The organism is Pseudomonas sp. W22_MBD1_FP4, assembly GCF_052113765.1.
Lineage (GTDB): Bacteria > Pseudomonadota > Gammaproteobacteria > Pseudomonadales > Pseudomonadaceae > Aquipseudomonas > Aquipseudomonas sivasensis.
In genome coordinates this window covers 82831-100803 of record NZ_JBGQOI010000022.1, presented here as the reverse complement: position 1 = coordinate 100803, position 17973 = coordinate 82831, and the positions used below count along the sequence as shown (strand labels likewise).

At 60.2% G+C, this 17973-nt stretch carries 16 protein-coding genes; 5 read left to right on the top strand and 11 right to left on the bottom strand.

What is annotated here, in order from left to right:
- Positions 1-257: 257 nt before the first annotated feature.
- Positions 258-1991, top strand: coding sequence for a DUF4153 domain-containing protein (locus ACEN2T_RS24170; RefSeq protein WP_122754227.1), 1734 nt, complete (start codon positions 258-260; stop codon positions 1989-1991).
- Here ACEN2T_RS24170 and ACEN2T_RS24165 read toward each other — a convergent pair.
- Both ACEN2T_RS24165 and ACEN2T_RS24160 read right to left on the bottom strand, forming a co-directional pair.
- Positions 1988-3148: an MFS transporter gene (locus ACEN2T_RS24165; protein ID WP_442117690.1), complete on the bottom strand. Its 1161-nt coding sequence runs from the start codon at positions 3146-3148 to the stop codon at positions 1988-1990. The genes ACEN2T_RS24170 and ACEN2T_RS24165 overlap by 4 nt on opposite strands.
- A 250-nt stretch (positions 3149-3398) precedes the next feature.
- A complete protein-coding gene (locus ACEN2T_RS24160; RefSeq protein ID WP_053127951.1) occupies positions 3399-4595 on the bottom strand; it encodes a class I SAM-dependent rRNA methyltransferase in 1197 nt (398 codons plus the stop codon).
- A gap of 169 nt (positions 4596-4764) precedes the next feature.
- Here ACEN2T_RS24160 and ACEN2T_RS24155 point away from each other — a divergent pair, with 169 nt between their 5' ends.
- Entirely contained in the window at positions 4765-5631 is an 867-nt protein-coding gene (locus ACEN2T_RS24155; RefSeq protein WP_032884170.1) for an HDOD domain-containing protein, read from the top strand.
- A 22-nt stretch (positions 5632-5653) separates the two neighbouring features.
- On the top strand, positions 5654-6466 hold the full coding sequence (gene mutM, locus ACEN2T_RS24150; protein ID WP_095185142.1) for a bifunctional DNA-formamidopyrimidine glycosylase/DNA-(apurinic or apyrimidinic site) lyase: 813 nt from the start codon (positions 5654-5656) through the stop codon (positions 6464-6466).
- A gap of 117 nt (positions 6467-6583) precedes the next feature.
- Here mutM and ACEN2T_RS24145 read toward each other — a convergent pair whose 3' ends face one another.
- The 5 genes from ACEN2T_RS24145 to ACEN2T_RS24125 form a co-directional block, all read right to left on the bottom strand.
- Complete coding sequence (locus tag ACEN2T_RS24145; protein WP_032884168.1) at positions 6584-6835, bottom strand: YfhL family 4Fe-4S dicluster ferredoxin; 252 nt, start codon at positions 6833-6835, stop codon at positions 6584-6586.
- Between the two features lie 261 nt (positions 6836-7096).
- Positions 7097-7576 carry a pantetheine-phosphate adenylyltransferase gene (coaD, locus tag ACEN2T_RS24140; RefSeq protein ID WP_003176711.1) on the bottom strand — a complete coding sequence of 160 codons (480 nt, stop codon included), beginning with the start codon at positions 7574-7576 and terminating at the stop codon, positions 7097-7099.
- Between the two features lie 103 nt (positions 7577-7679).
- A complete protein-coding gene (locus ACEN2T_RS24135) occupies positions 7680-9275 on the bottom strand; it encodes a GMC family oxidoreductase N-terminal domain-containing protein (RefSeq protein WP_442117689.1) in 1596 nt (531 codons plus the stop codon).
- A 39-nt stretch (positions 9276-9314) separates the two neighbouring features.
- Complete coding sequence (locus ACEN2T_RS24130) at positions 9315-9860, bottom strand: twin-arginine translocation pathway signal protein (RefSeq protein WP_442117688.1); 546 nt, start codon at positions 9858-9860, stop codon at positions 9315-9317.
- Between the two features lie 28 nt (positions 9861-9888).
- Positions 9889-11316: a coniferyl aldehyde dehydrogenase gene (locus tag ACEN2T_RS24125; RefSeq protein WP_032884164.1), complete on the bottom strand. Its 1428-nt coding sequence runs from the start codon at positions 11314-11316 to the stop codon at positions 9889-9891.
- Positions 11317-11462: 146 nt separating this feature from the next.
- Between ACEN2T_RS24125 and ACEN2T_RS24120 the strand changes: the two genes are divergently transcribed.
- A complete protein-coding gene (locus ACEN2T_RS24120) occupies positions 11463-12134 on the top strand; it encodes a TetR/AcrR family transcriptional regulator (RefSeq protein ID WP_032884162.1) in 672 nt (223 codons plus the stop codon).
- Positions 12135-12165: 31 nt separating this feature from the next.
- Positions 12166-13020: a sulfurtransferase gene (locus ACEN2T_RS24115; RefSeq protein ID WP_095185137.1), complete on the top strand. Its 855-nt coding sequence runs from the start codon at positions 12166-12168 to the stop codon at positions 13018-13020.
- Between the two features lie 120 nt (positions 13021-13140).
- On the opposite strand, the gene ACEN2T_RS24110 is transcribed toward ACEN2T_RS24115, so the two are convergent.
- The 4 genes from ACEN2T_RS24110 to ACEN2T_RS24095 form a co-directional block, all read right to left on the bottom strand.
- Positions 13141-14136: a hydrolase gene (locus ACEN2T_RS24110; protein ID WP_032884157.1), complete on the bottom strand. Its 996-nt coding sequence runs from the start codon at positions 14134-14136 to the stop codon at positions 13141-13143.
- A 193-nt stretch (positions 14137-14329) separates the two neighbouring features.
- Positions 14330-14941 carry a 16S rRNA (guanine(966)-N(2))-methyltransferase RsmD gene (gene rsmD, locus ACEN2T_RS24105; RefSeq protein ID WP_032884156.1) on the bottom strand — a complete coding sequence of 204 codons (612 nt, stop codon included), beginning with the start codon at positions 14939-14941 and terminating at the stop codon, positions 14330-14332.
- Positions 14941-16425, bottom strand: a complete 1485-nt coding sequence (locus tag ACEN2T_RS24100) for a M16 family metallopeptidase (RefSeq protein ID WP_095185136.1) — start codon at positions 16423-16425, stop codon at positions 14941-14943. The genes rsmD and ACEN2T_RS24100 overlap by 1 nt, the downstream gene beginning before the upstream one ends.
- Positions 16418-17773: a M16 family metallopeptidase gene (locus ACEN2T_RS24095; protein WP_442117687.1), complete on the bottom strand. Its 1356-nt coding sequence runs from the start codon at positions 17771-17773 to the stop codon at positions 16418-16420. Before ACEN2T_RS24095 ends, ACEN2T_RS24100 begins: the two co-directional genes overlap by 8 nt.
- Positions 17774-17973 lie beyond the last annotated feature (200 nt).

Sequence of the window (17973 nt, the reverse complement as noted above, 5' to 3'; positions counted from 1 at the left end):
GTATCAAAGGGGAGTGAGCTTCTAGTGACGTCTGGAACACCCGAAAAATGGCCCTGGTGTCCGGAAGTTGCCGCAAACGTGACGGGATCGCCGTGCGCATTGGCCTTGAGCTCATAAACCCGCCGGGGGATGACTGGCGATGAATAGGGCCGATTCTACACCGCTGGCGGCTGGAGGGAACGGGGCAATACTCATGTCCGTGGGCTTTGTTTAGACTAGCGACCCTTTGCCCCCCACCCCTCTCCAAAGGAATTGGAATGCCCGGTATCCATCGTTTTCTTGGGTTTTACCTGCTGATCGGTCTGATCCAGGGAATCGTCTTCAATTACTCCGATCAGCTCTATCGCTTGAGCGAAACTCTGTTTTTTGTCACCTACACCGTTGTGTTGGTCGGCGGTACCACCTTGCAGTTGCTGGGGGAAAAAGCTCTGCGGTGGCGGTCGCTGCTACCTACGCTGGCGTTCACCCTGTTGATGGGCGGCATGACGCTGTGGGTCTGTTACGGCCTCGACCATGTCGGCAATAGCCGTTGGGCGATCAATTCCTGGTTTATCAGCGTGATGTTGTTGAGTTATGTCTGTGCCACGTTTTTGTTCGCCTGGCCCGCCGAAAAAGGGCAGCGCTGGCGTTATGAGGACCTGTTTCAGCAGGCCTGGAACAGCGTGTTCATCGTGCTGTACGCCCTGATCCTGGTGGGGGTGTTCATGTTGTTGCTCAAGCTATGGGGCCGACTGTTCCTGATGCTGGGCATCGAATTTTTTGAGCATCACTTCTGGAGCCAGCGATTCCTGTGCATCAGCTTGCCGTTGGTGTTCGCCCTGGGCATGTACCTGGCGGCGCGCAGCGAGAAAGTCATCGGCCAGATGCGCGGCATGCTGTTCAGCGCCTGTGGCTTGTTGTTGCCGTTGATCGCCCTGATCAGTTTGCTGTTTACCCTGACTTTACCGTTCACCGGGCTCCAACGAATTTGGGCGACGGGTTATTCAACGCCCATTCTTCTGGTGCTGGCAGGTGCGCAACTGTTCTTGCTCAACGGTGTTTTTCAGGAGGGTATTCAGCCTCGGCCGTACCCCAAATGGTTAACGCGTTTTATCGAGTTGAGCCTGCTGTGTCTGCCGATTCTCGCCGGCATCGCGTTTTATTCGAGCTGGCTGCGGGTGGAGCAATATGCCTTGTCGCCACAACGTTTCATTGCGCTGGCGGCGGCGCTATTGTGTGGCTTGTATGGCCTGGCGGCCGTTTGGGCGGTGGTGTTGCGTTCGCCGATCTGGCTCGCCAACTTGCGGGTGACCAACCCGGCCCTGGCGTTGCTGTTTTGTGGGCTGGTGGTGTTGGTCAATACGCCGATCCTCGATCCGGTACGTTTGAGCGTCGACGATCAGGTCCGGCGTTTGCTCGACGGGCGCACCAAGGCTGAAGCGTTCGATGCGGACTACTTGCGGTTTGGCCTGGAGAAAGCAGGCGAGGAGGCGTTTGCAAAGTTGCAGGTCGACTTGGATCAGGAACGCATTCTGGACCCGGATTCACGCCGCGCCTTGCGTGAGCGGATGGACGACACGGCGCTGAGTTTCACCGAGCGTTATGCAAAGGAACAGGCGGAGCGGCCCAAGCCCGAACTGGAATGGATCGGCCCGGAGCCCAAAGGTAGCGAGCAATTTGCCGAGCTCAGCCTGAGCACGGACTCCCCTTGCGAGTTGGGTTGCGTGCTGTGGGCGGTCGACCTGGATCAGGATGGCCAACCCGAAGTGCTGGCAATGCCGAGCACCAGTTATCGTCACGACTCCAAGCCGCCACGCATTTTCGTGCTGGATGAGAAGGGCGAATGGGACGATCGTGGTCCGTTGTTGTGGACGCAGCTGCCGGACGGTTATGTCGACACGGAGACGCTGATCCACGATATCCGCGAAGGAAAGGTTTCGCTGGTCAAACCCCGTTATTTGCAGTTGCAGACCAGCGATATGCTGCTTACGCCGGTGATTCGGGAGCCTTAGCGGCCCGCACGGCTGTTGGTCATCAGCCCCCACAGGCTGAGCACAATGAACCCGATGGCGATGGTGATGAGCAGATAATCGCCGGCCTGTGCCAGTGCGGCGCTGCTGATGGCCGCCGTGAGAAACATGATGCTGTTCCCGGCCGATGCCGCGGTGCCCGCACTGCTTGAGAACAACAGCATCGCTGCGGAAATCGCAGCAGGCCGAACCAGGGTCACGGCCAGGGCGCTGATCAGCATTGGGATGAGCAAGGTCACGGTGCTGATGGCTTTCAGGCTCACGATCAGGGTTAACAGTGCGCCAGCAACGAGCAGTAGTCCGAGACCGATGTTGATTTGCCGGGACAGCGTCATGCGTTTTTGCAGGTGCGAGGCTGCGACGCCCCCGAGCAGGTAGGCCACGCCATACACCATCAGCACCAACGCATATTGGTACTCGGACAGCTTCAGCGCATCCATGAAAATCAGCGGTGTCACGCTGATCAAGGCGAAATAGCAGGCAAACACCAGGGCGGCGATCCACCAATAGCGCAGAAAGTCGCGATTGGCGGCGACTGCTTTGAGCGTGCCCAGGATCGAAACGGGTACGCGGTGCGGGCTGGCAGCCTGGGAAGGCAGAATGCAGAACGCATGGATCAACATGCCCAATGCCATGAGCGCAAACCCATAGAAGCTCCCTTGCCAGTCGAAGGTGGTTTGCAGCCAGGAGCCGATCAGTGGCGCTAGGGCGACAAACGAGCCGCTCAGGGTCATGTAATAGAGGCGTACCCGGGCTCGGTCCTGTTCATCGAACAGGTCTTCCACCAGTGCATGGCCCAACACGAAGAAGCCGCAGCCCATGGCCTGCACCGTGCGAAACAGCAGGAACGTCAGGTAATCCGGGGCCATTGCGCAGCCTATCGCCCCGAGGATCGACAGCGTGATGCAGCCGAGCAGCACTTCCTTGCGGCCCCATTTATCCGACAGCGGGCCAGTGACCAGTTGGGAGATCGAAAACACCAAAGTGAACAGGCTGATGGACAGTGCGATGTCTGCGCTGGGCGTATCGAACTGGGCAGACAGGGCGGGAAAAGAGGGCAGCAGGATATTGATCGGGAAGAAGCTGATCAGGGAAATGCAGGTGATTAGGATGAAGCGGGAGAGAGACGGCCCAGACATTGTTTTTGTTTTCCGGAGTAAAACCAGAAACCGATACTAGTCTGCGAAAAGTGGAATTCAATCAAAAGCGTTGAGAGAAATTTCCTGAGTAGACGTGGCTTGCTTGGGTAGGAAAAGTTTTCACGGCAACCACAAAACAAATGTGGGAGGGGGCTTGCCCCCGATTGCGTAGTGTCAGCCCCCTATTAGCTGGCTGACACACGGCTATCGGGAGCAAGCCCCCTCCCACATTTTTATCTGTGCTTGCCTGTTAGCTATTCGGCAACAACCGGCACGTAATGCTCTTGATGTACCGCGTCTCGACAATTGCCGGGTGCACCGGGTGATCCGGACCCTGGCCGCCACGCTCAAGCATCTGGATATTGCGGTCCAGATGACGGGCGCTGGTCAGCAGAATGTTCTGCAGGTCGTCTTCCGGCAGGTGCATGGAGCACGAGGCGCTGACCAGGATGCCGTCCTTGCTGAGCAGACGCATGGCTTGCTCGTTCAGGCGGCGGTAGGCGCCTTCGCCGTTCTTCATGTCTTTTTTGCGTTTGATGAAGGCCGGTGGGTCGGCGACGATCACGTCGAAACGCTCTTCGCTGGCTTTCAGTTCTTTCAGCGCTTCGAAGACGTCGCCTTCGATGCAGGTCATTTTTTCGGCAACGCCGTTCAGCGCAGCGTTGCGCTCTACGCCGTCGAGGGCGAAGGCGGAAGCGTCGACGCAGAACACTTCACTGGCGCCAAAGGCTGCTGCTTGCACGCCCCAGCCGCCGATGTAGCTGTACAGGTCAAGTACGCGTTTGCCTTTGGCGTATGGGGCCAGGCGTGCGCGGTTCATGCGGTGGTCGTAGAACCAGCCGGTTTTCTGGCCTTGGATCACCGGGGCTTCGAATTTCACGCCGTTTTCTTCCAGCGCGACCCACTCAGGCACCAGGCCGAACACGGTTTCGACGTAGCGGTTGAGGCCTTCGGCGTCGCGCGCGGCGGAGTCGTTCTTGAACAGGATGCCGCTCGGCTTGAGCACTTGGGTCAGTGCGGCGATCACGTCTTCCTTATGGGCTTCCATGGTCGCCGAAGCGATCTGCACCACCAGGATGTCGCCGAAACGGTCGACTACCAGGCCCGGCAGCAGGTCGGAATCGCCGTAGACCAGGCGGTAGAACGGCTTGTCGAACAGGCGGTCACGCAGGGACAGGGCAACGTTGATGCGGTGCACCAGCAGCGACTTGTCCAGCGGCAACTTGATATCGCGCGACAGCAGGCGTGCGCAGATCAGGTTGTTCGGGCTCATGGCCACGATGCCCAGGGTCTTGCCGCCGGCCGCTTCCAGGATAGCCTGGTCGCCTGCCTGGAAGCCGTGAAGAGGTGTGGCGGCCACATCGATTTCGTTGCTGTAGACCCACAGGTGGCCGTTGCGCAAACGACGATCGGCGTTGGCTTTGAGACGCAGGCTTGGCAGGGACATGACGTCGCTCCGGAAAAAAGAGCGGGAGTATACCTTGTTGCGTAGGAAATCGCGGCGCCGCCGGACATGTGGCCAGCACCCAAATTTGGTCCGGCTCCATCCGGTTTTTGAGGTGTCGGTCAGCTTTGCTTAGGGGGTAGAATCCTCGCCTAGCCCAGAGTGTGTACTTATGTCCCAAGAGCTTTCCGCCGAACAGATCCAGCAGGCCCTGCAAGGCATCAGCGTACCGCCCCAACCGCAAATCATGGTGGATTTGCAAATGGAGCAGTACATGCCTGACCCGGACCTGGAAGTGATCGCACGGTTGATCTCCCAGGATCCCGGCCTGTCCGGCGCGTTGCTGAAGATTGTCAACTCACCGTATTACGGCCTGAGCAACAAGATTGCCTCGATCCAGCGCGCAGTGAACCTGTTGGGCAGCCGGTCGATCATCAACCTGATCAACGCGCAGTCGATCAGGGGCGAGATGAGCGACGACACCATCGTCACCCTCAACCGCTTCTGGGACACCGCCCAGGATGTGGCCATGACCTGCCTCACACTGGCCAAGCGCACGGGTTCCCAGACCGTAGACGAGGCCTATGCCTTGGGCTTGTTCCACGATTGCGGGGTGCCGTTGATGCTCAAGCGCTTCCCCAACTATATGACCGTGCTGGAGCAGGCCTACGCCAATGCCGGCCCTGACTGCCGCGTGGTCGACACCGAGAACAATGCGTTCAACACCAACCATGCGGTGGTTGGCTACTACACCGCCAAGTCCTGGCGCCTGCCGGAACATGTGACCGATGCCATCGCCAACCACCACAACGCCCTGGCGGTTTTCAGCGATGAGTCGTCGCGCAACCCGCAGGTGAAGAACCTGCTGGCAATCCTGAAGATGGCCGAGCACATCTGCTCGTCCTACCGGGTGCTGGGCAACCAGTCGGTTGACCATGAGTGGAACGCCATCGGCCCTTTGGTGCTGGACTACGTGGGCCTGTCGGATTACGACTTCGAGAGTATGAAGTTGTCGATCCGCGAACTGGGCGCGCACTGACTCCCCCCTTCAAGAGGTACACATGCCCGAGTTACCAGAAGTCGAAACCACCCGGCGCGGGATTGCGCCGCACCTGGAAGGCCAGCGCGTCAGCCGCGTAGTGGTACGTGAGCGGCGCCTGCGCTGGCCAATCCCGGAAGACTTGGACGTGCGCCTGTCCGGGCAGCGCATCGTGCTGGTAGAGCGGCGGGCCAAGTACCTGTTGATCAATGCCGAGGTGGGCACCTTGATCAGCCACTTGGGCATGTCAGGCAATTTGCGCCTGGTGGAAGTCGGTATGCCAGCGGCCAAGCATGAGCATGTGGATATCGAGCTGGAATCGGGCATGGCCCTTCGCTACACCGACCCACGGCGCTTTGGCGCGATGCTCTGGAGCCAGGACCCGCACAACCATGAGTTGCTGATCCGTCTGGGGCCGGAGCCGTTGACCGATCTGTTTGATGGCGAGCGCTTGTTTCAACTGTCCCGCAGGCGGTCGATGGCGGTTAAGCCGTTCATCATGGACAACGCGGTGGTGGTGGGCGTGGGCAATATCTATGCGACGGAAGCGCTGTTTGCGGCGGGGATTGATCCGCGTCGTGAGGCGGGTGGCATTTCACGCGGGCGGTATTTGAAGCTGGCGATTGAGATCAAACGCGTGCTGGCGGCTGCCATTGAGCGGGGCGGCACCACGCTGCGGGACTTTATCGGCGGGGATGGGCAGCCGGGGTATTTCCAGCAGGAGTTGTTCGTCTACGGCCGGGGTGGCGAGGCGTGCAAGGTCTGTGGGACTGAGTTGCGCAACGTGGTGCTGGGGCAGCGGGCGAGTGTGTTTTGCCCCAAGTGCCAGAGCTGATTGTTGTGTGATGTCGGATAAAACCATCGGGGGCAAGCCCCCTCCCACATTTGAAATACATTACAAGTGTGGGAGGGGGCTTGCCCCCGATAAGGCCCTGACAGGCGGTGAAGAACCTCAGGCCTTACCGGTAATCTTCCGGTACTTCTCCATCAGTTCCTCTTCAGTCTCCGGACGCGCCTCATCCAGCGGAATGCAATCCACCGGGCACACCTGTTGGCACTGAGGTTCGTCATAGTGGCCGACACACTGGGTGCACAGGTTCGGATCGATCACGTAGATCTCCTCACCTTGGGAAATGGCAGCGTTCGGGCACTCGGGTTCGCAGACGTCGCAATTGATGCAATCGTCGGTGATGATCAGGGACATGGAAACTCCTGCCAGGGCTGTCAGCCAGGGCATCTGAAAACTAATGCGCGCAATTGTGCCGCATTGGCGCCCGCAGTGCGAGCCGGTCTGACTTGTGGCTTTTGATTTTTGTGGTGAGCGGGCTTGCCCCTCGCTGGGCTGCGAAGCGGCCCCAATCCAGGCGACCGGGGTTCACCTAAAACTACGCAGTGCTCTTATTGGGGGCTTCGCAGCCCGGCGCGGGGCAAGCCGGCTCACTACAGGTAAACCGGCAAACCTCGGCTACTTCTTGAAGCGCAGCGTCAGCGCGTCCGCCACGGCAGGGTGCACAAACTTGGTGATATCTCCGCCCAAAGCGGCGATTTCACGGACTAACGTCGAGGAAATGAACGAGTAACGTTCCGAAGGCGTGAGGAACAGGCTCTCAACGTCCGGCGCCAGTTGGCGGTTCATGTTGGCCAGTTGGAATTCGTATTCGAAGTCCGATACCGCACGTAGGCCGCGCAGGAACACATTGGCGTTCTGCTCTTTGGCAAAGTGCGCCAGCAGCGTCGAAAAGCCCACGACTTCGACGTTAGGCAGGTGCTTGGTGACCTCACGCGCCAGCTCCACGCGCTGTTCCAGGGGAAACAGCGGGTTTTTCTTGGGGCTGGCCGCGACCGCGATGATCACATGGTCGAACAAGCGAGAGGCGCGTTCGACCAGATCGCCATGGCCTTTGGTAATCGGGTCGAAGGTTCCTGGGTACAACACTCGGTTCATCGCGTCGTCCTGGCGGAGTCCGTTGGGGAACCGGATGGTATCGCAGCCATCCCGGTCGGCCAAGTCGACTTATGTAGATACATGCCGCTGATCGAGCGTTTTTTCATGCTGTTTTCAGACGTTCGGCCAATGCTGTGGCCAGTTGGGCGGTCAATCCGTACACCGACAATTGGGGGTTGGCCCCAATGCTGGTGGGGAATAACGAGCCATCGTGGATCGACAGATTACGTAATTGGTGATGGCGACCCAGGCTGTCGGCCACGGCGTTTTTCGGGTCTTCACCCATCGCGCAACCGCCCATCACATGGGCGCTGCCCAGGGTCGTGCGATGCAGTTCCAAGTTCAAACCGTCAATCAGTTCGCGGGCTTGCGCCAAGGTGTTTACGTAGCGCGCATCGTGATGCAGCGGCTTGACCGACTTGGCGCCCGCTGCAAACTGAATTTCGGCCATGCTGTGAAAGGCCCGGCGCAGGCCGTCCCAGGCGTAGGGTGAAACTTGATAATCGAGAACGGGAGTGCCGTCGCCGCGCAAATCTACCGTTCCACCAGGGCTGTCGGGGTGAAAACCGTCGCGCAAAAGGGCGAGCATGGCGTGAGTATTCGGCAATTGGCTCATGTCCAGCGCATTCCCGGTGCCGTAGCCGCCGAACAGCGTGCTGGCCAATCCTGGGTGTAAGGGCGGCGCTTCCAGCTTGTAGGACATTTTGCCGGTCGTGCCGTCCTGCCATTGGAAGTGATCGGAGTAGATCGACTGCGGTGCACCGTAGAACGGGTTGATCACCTCGTCGAACAACCCGGCGGAGAAATTCACAAGGTGCAAAAAGGTGCGCTTGCCCAAGCGCGAGTGCGGGTCGGGTGCGTCCGAGCGCATCAGCAACGCCGGGCTGTTGATACCGCCGCCCGACAGCACGTAGTGTTTTGCCTTGACTGTGATCTTGCGCCCGGTCGGCGATACGCAGCGCTCATCCATGGCCACGCATTCCAGGCTGCTGATCCTGTCGCCGCTGTATTTGAGGTGTTCGGCGCGGGCCAGGTAGAGCAACTCGCCGCCTTTCTCCAGGGTGGACGGTATGGTGGTCACCAGCATCGATTGCTTGGCATTGACCGGACAACCCATGCCGCAATAGCCCAGGTTGAAACAGCCACGCACATTGCGCGGGATTACATGCCAGCTGTAGCCAAGTTTTTCGCAGCCTTTGCGGATCACGTCATTGTTGGCGTTCGGCGGCATGGCCCAAGGCGCGATGCCCAGGCGTTGTTCCATTTTTTCGAACCACGGCGCCATCTCGGCGCTGCTGTGGCCTTTGACCGCGTATTCACTGGCCCAGTGAGAGAGGGTGGCGTCCGGGGTGCGGAAGCTGGAGGTCCAGTTGATCAACGTGGTGCCGCCCACTGCCCGACCCTGCAGGATAGTAATCGCGCCGTCCTTGCTCATGCGGCCGATGCCTTCCTGATACAGGCTGGTGTAGGCCTCGTCCTCCAGCAACTTGAAGTCGCTGCTGGTCTTGAGTGGGCCTTCCTCGATCAGCAGCACTTTATAGCCGGCAGCGCTGAGGATCTCGGCCGTGGTGCCGCCACCGGCGCCGCTGCCGATGATGGCGACGTCGGCTTCCAGCGTCAGGTCATTGTCGAGGGCGGCGCCGTTGTGGGTTTTCCAGCCACGGGCCAGGCCTTCGCGGAACAGATCGGGTACGGGCATCAGGATCGTCTCTTGTTTTTATTGTTGGGGGGATGCGGATCAGATCTTCGGCGGGCCGGGATAGCCGCAATGGGCCCAGGATGCGGGCTGGAAGTACCAGGCCATGATCACCAGCTTGAGCAATGAGCCCTGGCCCATGCGCAGCAGGTTCAGGTAGCTGTTTTCCCAGCGGTGCAGGAAGTTGTGGATCTGCTCTGTGCTGGCGTTCTCCCAGCGGCCCCAGATACCGGTCAACGGACCTCGGGTGATGGCCATGCCCAATACGTCGAACAGCTGCTGGGTGAGCTTGAACATCTCGGGCGACAGGCGCTGCAGGCTGAAATCGAGTTTTTTCAGGGTGTCTTCGACGCCGTTGGCCACCTCCTGGGCGCTGGCTACACCTTCCAGCAATACCGGAATGACCGCGCGTAAAAACGGCAGATCGCTGCTGCGCAACAGGGCAAAGCCGCTGGCCGGTGTGCTGCTGGAACAGCCGCTGAGGCTGGCGCCAAGCCCGGCGGTGGCGAGGAAGGCGCTGGCGCACAGGCCGATTTTCAAGACGCCGCGCCGCGACAGCGCGGGTGAATCAGTCAGGCTAGGGTTCATTGTTATTGTTATCCCGTGGGTGGCGGTGTCAGCGAACGAACAGCTTCTGGATCAACTTCTGAATAGCCTTGCCATAAGGCGGGTAGATCAACTTAGCGGCGTTCAGGCGCTGCTTCACCAGCACACCCTTAGCCTTGCTGAAGGTCAGGAAACCTTCATGCCCGTGGTAATGGCCCATGCCCGAAGGGCCGATGCCGCCAAATGGCATGTCGTCCTGGGCCACGTGCAGCAGGGTGTCGTTCAGGCACACGCCGCCGGAATGGGTCTCGTGCAGCACTCTGTTCTGTTCGCCCTTGTCGTAGCCGAAGTAATACAGAGCAAGCGGGCGAGGGCGTTGGTTGATGTAGGCAAACGCCTGGTCGATACCGCGATACGGCACGATCGGCAGCACTGGGCCGAAGATCTCGTCCTGCATCACAGTCATGTCGTCGCTGACATCCAGCAGCAGGCTGTGGGCCATGCGGCGCGCCTGGCCTTGCTCGTACAGCGGAATCAGCGTCGCGCCTTTGTCGGTGGCGTCCTTGACGTAGCTGTTGAGCCGAGCCAATTGCCGTTCATTGATGATTGCGGTGTAGTCCGGGTTGTCTGCCAGGGTCGGATAAAATCCGCGAACGGCTTTGCTGTAAGCCTCGACGAAGCCCTCGACACGGTCTTCTGGCACCAGCACGTAATCCGGCGCCACACAGGTTTGCCCGGCATTCAAGGCTTTGCCGAAGGCGATGCGTTCGGCGGCGTCCTTGAGCGGTACATCGGCGGAAACGATGGCTGGCGACTTGCCGCCCAGCTCCAGGGTGACCGGCGTGAGGTGCTCGGCCGCTGCGCGCATCACGTGTTTGCCGATACTGGTGGCGCCGGTGAACAGCAGGTGGTCGAAGCGCAGCTTGGAAAACGCCATGCCCACGTCGGCTTCCCCCAACACCACGCACACCAGATCCTCGGGGAAGATTTTCGCCAACAGGGTTTTGAGTAGTTCGCCGGTGGCGGGAGTGGACTCGCTGAGCTTGAGCATCACCCGGTTACCTGCCGCCAACGCGCCGACCAACGGCCCGATGGCCAGGTACAGCGGGTAGTTCCACGGCACGATCACCCCGACCACGCCCAGCGGTTGGTAAATGACCTTGGCTGAGGCCGGTTGAAAGGCAATGCCTACAGCACGGCGGGAAGGTTTCATCCAACCTTTGAGGTGTTTGCTGGCGTAGTGAATGCCATGCAGGCTTGGCATCAATTCGGCGAAAAGGGTCTCGTCGGCGCTGCGGTGGCTGAAGTCCTGGCTGATTGCGTTGATCAGCGCCTGACGCTCGTCGCTGAGCAGGTCGCGCAGGGCCTTGAGCCATTGCTGGCGTTGTGCTGCCGGCGGCATGGGGTTGGCGGCGTAGGCGCGACGTTGAGCGTCGAACAGGCCCTGGAGCTGATCCAGCACCTGGGAATCTTGCAGGTAGGCAACGTTGGCAGACATGGCGCAGCACCGATTGTTATTGGTCTGCCTGGATTTTTAGAGTCATTGCTCTAAATTGTCAAATAACATTGCGGCAACATGCAGATTTATCCTGGCAAGGATAGGTCGTAAGATGCGCCATCACGTGTATAGAAGCTGATTCCCCTATGGCACCACGAGTAAAGACCAGCGAGCGCATTGTGCAAACCAGCCTGGAGCTTTTTAACCAGCAGGGTGAGCGCAGTATCAGCACCAACCATATCGCCGCCCATATGGAAATTTCGCCGGGCAACCTGTACTACCACTTCCCCAACAAGCAGGCGATCATCGCCGTGCTGTTCCGTGAATACGAAGCGCTGGTAGACAGTTTTCTGCGTCCGCCACAGGGGCGCGCCGCGACGGTTCAAGACAAACGTTTCTACCTGCAGGCCCTGCTGGCCGGGATGTGGCGCTATCGCTTCCTGCATCGCGACCTTGAACATCTGCTGGAGAGCGATCCCGAGCTCGCCACCGGTTATCGGCGCTTTTCCCAGCGTTGCCTGACCCAAGGCAATGCGATCTACCGGGGGTTCGTCGACGCTGGCATCCTCAATATGGACCCTGTTCAAACCGAAGCACTGACCCTCAACGCCTGGATCATCCTCACGTCGTGGGTGCGTTTTCTGTGCACCACCAATGAAAATTCTGCCCATTTGAGTGCCGAAGCCATCAAGCGCGGGGTGTATCAGGTGCTGGTGCTGGAGGCCGGTTTTGTCACGCCTCAGGCGAAAGAGGCCGTGGATGCGCTGTTCAAAGAATTTTACGTGCCGCTGAACCAGGCACTGGAAGAAGTGAAGTAGGCCTTTCCCACTGCATTCGTAGGAGTTCGTCATGCCGCTTGCCCAACTGATCAGTCCCCAGCAATTGGCCGAGCGCCAGAAGTCGACCGGGCTGGTGATCCTGGACTGTCGTTTTGCCCTGGAAGACCCGGATTACGGACTTTGCAGCTACGCCGAAGGGCATATCGACGGCGCGCAATATGCCGACCTGGAACGCCATCTCAGCGGCCCGGTTATCAAGGGCGTGACCGGTCGCCACCCATTGCCGGCGGCGGACACTTTTGCCGAGCAATTGCGGGCCTGGGGCATCCATGCCACTACCGACGTGGTGCTCTATGACGACGGCCCCGGCGCATTTGCCGCCCGCGCCTGGTGGCTGCTGGCCTGGCTGGGCAAGCGCGATGGCGTGTTTATCCTGGATGGCGGCCTCAAGGCCTGGCATGTAGCTGGTTTCCCGTTGAGCCTGGACGCGCCGGTGACAGAGCCTGGCACCTTCGCGGGTACGCCGGACAATCATCTGTTGCTGGACGCCGAACACCTGCAAAAACGCTTGGGCCAACCCGGCCTGACTTTGATCGATGCCCGTGCCCAAGCGCGTTTTCGCGGTGACGTTGAACCTATTGATCCGATTGCCGGGCATATCCCCGGTGCGCAATGTGCGGCGTTCAACGAAAACCTGGGCAGCGATGGACGTTTCCTGCCGGCCGACCAACTCAGGCAACGCTTCGCCGCGCAGTTGCAAGGCCGCTCGCCGGAAGATCTGGTGGCGTACTGCGGCTCGGGTGTGACGGCCTGCCACAACCTGTTCGCCCTGAGTCTGGCGGGTTATCCGTTGGGCAAGTTGTATGCGGGGTCGTGGAGCGAGTGGATTACCGATCCTGCGCGGGCAATTGCGACTGGCGACTGATTTACCGGTCGTGTAAACCCAGTCCAAATGTGGGAGGGGGCTTGCCCCCGATTACGGAGTATCAGTCGACACATTATTGACTGTTCCACCGCAATCGGGGGCGAGCCCCCTCCCACATGTTTAACCGTGTTTTGACAGTAACCATTGGGGAATGCGCCGCTCCAAGTAGTAGCTGGGGCGTTTCAGTGAGCCATCGACGAAGCCCACGTGCCCACCTTTGGCCGTCAGCTCAAACTCGGTGCACGCCGACAGCTCGCTGGCCTCGGGCAAGCTGTGGGCGAATACGAACGGGTCGTCGGCAGCTTGGATAATCAACGTCGGCGTGCGTATAGCACCCAGGTAGTAGCGACTCGACGCGCGGCGGTAATAGTCCTCGGCACTCAAGAACCCGTGCAGCGGCGCGGTGACCCGGCCATCGAAGTCCCAGAAGGTGCGCATCTTCTCCAGTGAGCCGAGCGCTTCCAGGGTTTTCAACCCGTCCTCCCGACCATCCTGCAAAAACTGACGCTGCTTGACGCGGATATACGCGAGCATCTCGCGCATGAAGTGCTTCTGGTAAACGCGCGAGAAGCCTATCCCGATGCGGTCCGCACACTGGTCCAGGCGAAACGGCACCGACACCGCCGCCGCGCCTTGCAGCCCGGATGCCTCGCCGGTTTCCCCCAGGTGCTTAAGCAGCACATTGCCACCCAGCGAATAACCCACCGCATACAGCGGCGCCAGCGGCCGCTTGGCGCGTAGATGCGCAATGGCGGCGGCCAGGTCTTCGCTGGCGCCCGAGTGATAGCTGCGGGCCAACAGGTTGGGCTCGCCCGAGCAACCACGCCAGTTCAAGGCCGCACTGGCCCAGCCTTGCGCTGCGAGGACTTTTTGCAGGCCGGCTACATAGGGGGAATTGGACGAGCCGGTCAGCCCATGCAGCACCAGCACCAACGGCGCCTGCGCGTCATGCGGGCCATGCCAGTCGAGGTCGAGAAAGTCGCCGTCTTCCAGCCACAGGCGTTCGCGTTGGCGTTCGATATGGGTGGTAGGGCGCCACAGCGGCCCCCACAGGGTTTGCAGGTGAGGGTTGCCGAGGCCGAAGGCGGGGGTGAATTTTTCAGAGGAAGGGGTCATGCAGATCTCTGTGGCAAGCGCGTTTGCTGTGGTGAGCAGGCTTCTGTGGTGAGCGGGCTGGCCCCGCGCGGGGCTGCGGAGCGGCCCCAGACCAAGCGACCGAGTTCTAGCTGATGGTGCGCGGTGTTTTTATTGGGGCTGCTCCGCAGCCCAGCGCGGGGCAAGCCCGCGCACTACAAAAGCTAGATTACTCTCAGTTCTCGACCAACCGATGCCACAACGCGTAATACACCCGCCCGGATTTCTGCTCCCGGTGCAGTCGCCACGCGCCCGGCAGTCCCAAGGAAGATGGCGCAGTCTCGCTTTCAGTGTAGATCCAAGCGTCGGGCGCCAGCCATTGGCGTTCTTCCAGCAGCGTGCACACGGTCGGCAAGAGGTTCTGGTTAAACGGCGGGTCGAGGAACACTACGTCGTACTCGCTGGCCGCCTGGGTTTCCAGGTAGCGCAGAGCATCGGCAGTTTGTACCTGGCCATTGGTGCAACGCAGGGTGCCCAGGTGTTCCTTGAGGCTGGAGACCGCCACATTGCTGGCATCCAGTGCCTGTGCCTGAGACGCGCCACGGGACAACGCCTCCAGGAACAGTGCGCCACTGCCGGCGAACGGGTCCAAGACCTTAGCGCCCGCGATATACGGCGCGAGCCAGTTGAACAGGGTTTCACGCACGCGATCCGGCGTTGGGCGCAGGCCCACGACATCGGGGAAGCTCAGCTTGCGGCTGCCCCATTCACCGCCAATGATGCGCAGTTGGCCCACACCGTTGTGTACGTTGTGGACAGGTTTTTTCGGGCGAGATGAACTGGCCATTAATGCTCCGGAACCCCGAGCGGCTGCTCGGCGGGTTTATCAGTGGGGGGCGGTAGTGGCTTTTGCGCAATCGTCGGGCCGGCGGTCACGATGACCATCTTATCGGCGCTCAAGTGTTTATTCATTGCAGCCTTGACCTGCTCTACGGTCAGGGCCTGGGATTGTTTCATGAAATCTTCCAGATAGCTCAGCGGCAGGTTGTAGAAACCCATGGCGCCCAGCTGACCGACGATATCGGCGTTGCTGGCGGTAGACAGCGGGAAGCTGCCGGCCAGCTCGCGCTTGGCGTCATCCAGCTCTTTTTGCGTCGGACCGTTCTTGAGGTAATCGGCCACGACGTCTTCGACCAGGCGCAGGGTGCCGCCGCTCATTTCGGCGCGTGTCTGCAGGTTGATCATGAACGGACCGCGTACCTGCATCGGTGAGAAACCGGAGTAAACACCGTAGGTCAGGCCACGCTTTTCACGTACTTCGCTCATCAAACGGGTGCCGAAACCACCGCCGCCGAGGATCTGGTTACCCAGGGACAAGGCCGCGTAGTCCGGGTCGGCGCGGTCGATGCCGAGTTGGGCGAACAGCAAGTGCGTCTGCTTGGATGGGAACTCGATATGGCTCAGGCCGGCCTTTGGTTCAGTCGGCTGGGCAATCTTCGCCAGGGCCGGGCCTTTAGGCAGCGATGCGGACACCTTTGCGGTCATGGCTTCAGCTTCGGCGCGGGTCAGGTCGCCTACCACCGCAATCACCGCATTACCGGCGGCGTACGCCTTGGCGTGGAACGCCTGCAACTGCGCCAGGTTAATTTTCGGCACGCTTTCAGGTGTGCCTTCGCTCGGGTGCGCATAAGGGTGATCGCCGTACAAGCGCTTGAACAGCTCCAGGCTGGCGAGTTTGCCGGGGTTTTGCTTCTGATATTCGAAGCCGGCGAGGATCTGATTCTTGATGCGGGCCAGGGAGTCGGCCGGAAAGGTCGGCTTGCCGATCACGTCGTCAAACAGCGCCAGGGCGGCGTCGCGTTTATCGCTGGCACTCAGGCTGCGTAGGGATACCAGTGCCATGTCGCGGTAAGCGCCATTGCCGAAGTCGGCGCCCAGGCCTTCAAAACCACTGGCGATCTGGCTGACGTCCTTGCCCGGTATGCCTTCGTTGAGCATGGCGTTGGTCATCAACGCCAGGCCCTGCACATCGCCATCCTGGCTGCTGCCGGCGGCGAACAGGATGCGCATGTCGAACATCGGCAGTTCATGCGCCTCAACAAACAGCACCTTGGCGCCTTCGGCGGTGGTCCAGGTTTGCACGTCGAGCTTGCGGTTGGTGGGTGCCTTGCCGTCCAACTCCGCCAAGGATTGCAGTTTGTTGGCTGACTGGGCTTTTTCAAGCGCCGGGCTCGCGACCGATTCACTTGGGCGCAGGAAATACACGGCGCTCGCCGCGATCAGGGTAACGGCGATCAGGCCAGGCAGGATCAGGCTTTTGCGATCACTCATGAGCAGTCTCCTCAGGCAGAACATGGGCGACGCTCAGACGCTCGCGGGTGAAATAAGTACGCGCGGCTTTCTGGATATCTTCAGGCGTCACGCTTTGCAGGTCGGCGAGTTCGCTGTCCATCAGCTTCCAGGACAGGCCGACAGTTTCCAGGGAGCCGATGGCCGTGGCCTGGCTGGTGATGGAGTCACGCTGATAGACCAGGCCGGCGATGACCTGAGCGCGGATGCGTTCCAGTTCTTCGGCGGTTGGCGGCTTGGCTTTGAGTTCTTCGAGCAGTCGCCACAGGCCGGCTTCGGCTTGGGCAACGGTCTTTTTCTTCTGCTGGTTTGGGGTGGCCGACAGCATGAACAGGGTGTCGCCGCGGGTATAAGCGTCGTAATTGGTGGAAGCGGCCGAAACCAGCTCTTCACCGCGCTCCAACTGCTCCGAGATGCGCGCACTGTAGCCGCCATCCAACAGGGCCGAAATCAGGCGCAGGGCTTGCACCGAGCGTTTATCTTCGGCAGTCGCCAGGGCAGGAACGTTGAAACCGAGCATCACGCTCGGCAATTGGGTCTGCACGTGCATCGTCAGCAGGCGCTCGCCGGGTTCGGCCAGCTCCATCGGGATCTTCGCGGGCGGTACGTCACGCTTGGGGATCGGGCCAAAGTAGCGTTGGGCCAGGTTCTTCACCTCGTCCGGAGTTACGTCGCCGACTACCACCAGGGTGGCGTTGTTCGGCACGTACCAGGATTGGTACCAGTGGCGCAGTTCTTCGACCTTCATGCGGTCCAGATCGGCCATCCAGCCGATGGTCGGCGTGTGGTAGCCGCTGGCCGGGAAGGCCATGGCCTTGAAGCGCTCGTAGGCCTTGGACATCGGGTTGTCGTCGGTGCGCAGGCGACGTTCTTCTTTAATAACCTCGATTTCGCGGCTGAACTCGTCGGCCGGTAGACGCAGGCTTGCCATGCGGTCGGCTTCAAGTTCGAAGGCCACGCCCAGGCGGTCACGGGCCAGGACTTGGTAATAAGCGGTGTAGTCATCGCTGGTGAACGCGTTTTCTTCGGCACCCAGGTCGCGCAGGATCAGCGAGGCTTCGCCGGGGCCGACTTTGGCGCTGCCCTTGAACATCATGTGTTCCAAGGCGTGGGACAAACCAGTCTGGCCCGGGGTTTCGTAGCTCGAACCCACTTTGTACCAAACCTGGGAAACCACCACAGGGGCGCGATGATCTTCGCGCACGACGACCTTGAGGCCGTTGTCCAGGGTGAATTCATGGGTGGGTTGTGGGTCGGCAGCCAAGGCTGTAAGAGGCAGACAAACTGTGCTGAACAGCAGGCCTGCGGCGCGGCGGGCTAGAGCATTCATTCGTTTTTAAACCTGTTGGGCTGCCCGCTTGGTCTTAGCGTCAGCGGGCGAGGAGGTGCTAGGATACTGGTCGAATATACGGACGGCCACTGCGGCAGTCTTGTTGAGGCCCTATTTAGGCCTTACAAAATGTTGCGCATGAACGAGCTGGCTAAAAAACAGTCTGTTACGCATCGAATTTTATTTACCGACGTGCCGCT

Coding starts and splice junctions, on each gene's coding strand:
- ACEN2T_RS24135 (WP_442117689.1), bottom strand. CDS start 9,275: ATGCCCGTACCCGATCTGTTCCGCGAAGGCCTGGCCCGTGGCTGGAAA.
- ACEN2T_RS24160 (WP_053127951.1), bottom strand. CDS start 4,595: ATGTCCCTGCCAAGCCTGCGTCTCAAAGCCAACGCCGATCGTCGTTTG.
- ACEN2T_RS24125 (WP_032884164.1), bottom strand. CDS start 11,316: ATGTCTGCCAACGTTGCCTACCTGCAAGATTCCCAGGTGCTGGATCAG.
- ACEN2T_RS24155 (WP_032884170.1), top strand. CDS start 4,765: ATGTCCCAAGAGCTTTCCGCCGAACAGATCCAGCAGGCCCTGCAAGGC.
- coaD (WP_003176711.1), bottom strand. CDS start 7,576: ATGAACCGAGTGTTGTACCCAGGAACCTTCGACCCGATTACCAAAGGC.
- mutM (WP_095185142.1), top strand. CDS start 5,654: ATGCCCGAGTTACCAGAAGTCGAAACCACCCGGCGCGGGATTGCGCCG.
- ACEN2T_RS24110 (WP_032884157.1), bottom strand. CDS start 14,136: ATGACCCCTTCCTCTGAAAAATTCACCCCCGCCTTCGGCCTCGGCAAC.
- ACEN2T_RS24130 (WP_442117688.1), bottom strand. CDS start 9,860: ATGAACCCTAGCCTGACTGATTCACCCGCGCTGTCGCGGCGCGGCGTC.
- ACEN2T_RS24095 (WP_442117687.1), bottom strand. CDS start 17,773: ATGAATGCTCTAGCCCGCCGCGCCGCAGGCCTGCTGTTCAGCACAGTT.
- ACEN2T_RS24170 (WP_122754227.1), top strand. CDS start 258: ATGCCCGGTATCCATCGTTTTCTTGGGTTTTACCTGCTGATCGGTCTG.
- ACEN2T_RS24165 (WP_442117690.1), bottom strand. CDS start 3,148: ATGTCTGGGCCGTCTCTCTCCCGCTTCATCCTAATCACCTGCATTTCC.
- ACEN2T_RS24120 (WP_032884162.1), top strand. CDS start 11,463: ATGGCACCACGAGTAAAGACCAGCGAGCGCATTGTGCAAACCAGCCTG.
- rsmD (WP_032884156.1), bottom strand. CDS start 14,941: ATGGCCAGTTCATCTCGCCCGAAAAAACCTGTCCACAACGTACACAAC.
- ACEN2T_RS24100 (WP_095185136.1), bottom strand. CDS start 16,425: ATGAGTGATCGCAAAAGCCTGATCCTGCCTGGCCTGATCGCCGTTACC.
- ACEN2T_RS24115 (WP_095185137.1), top strand. CDS start 12,166: ATGCCGCTTGCCCAACTGATCAGTCCCCAGCAATTGGCCGAGCGCCAG.
- ACEN2T_RS24145 (WP_032884168.1), bottom strand. CDS start 6,835: ATGTCCCTGATCATCACCGACGATTGCATCAATTGCGACGTCTGCGAA.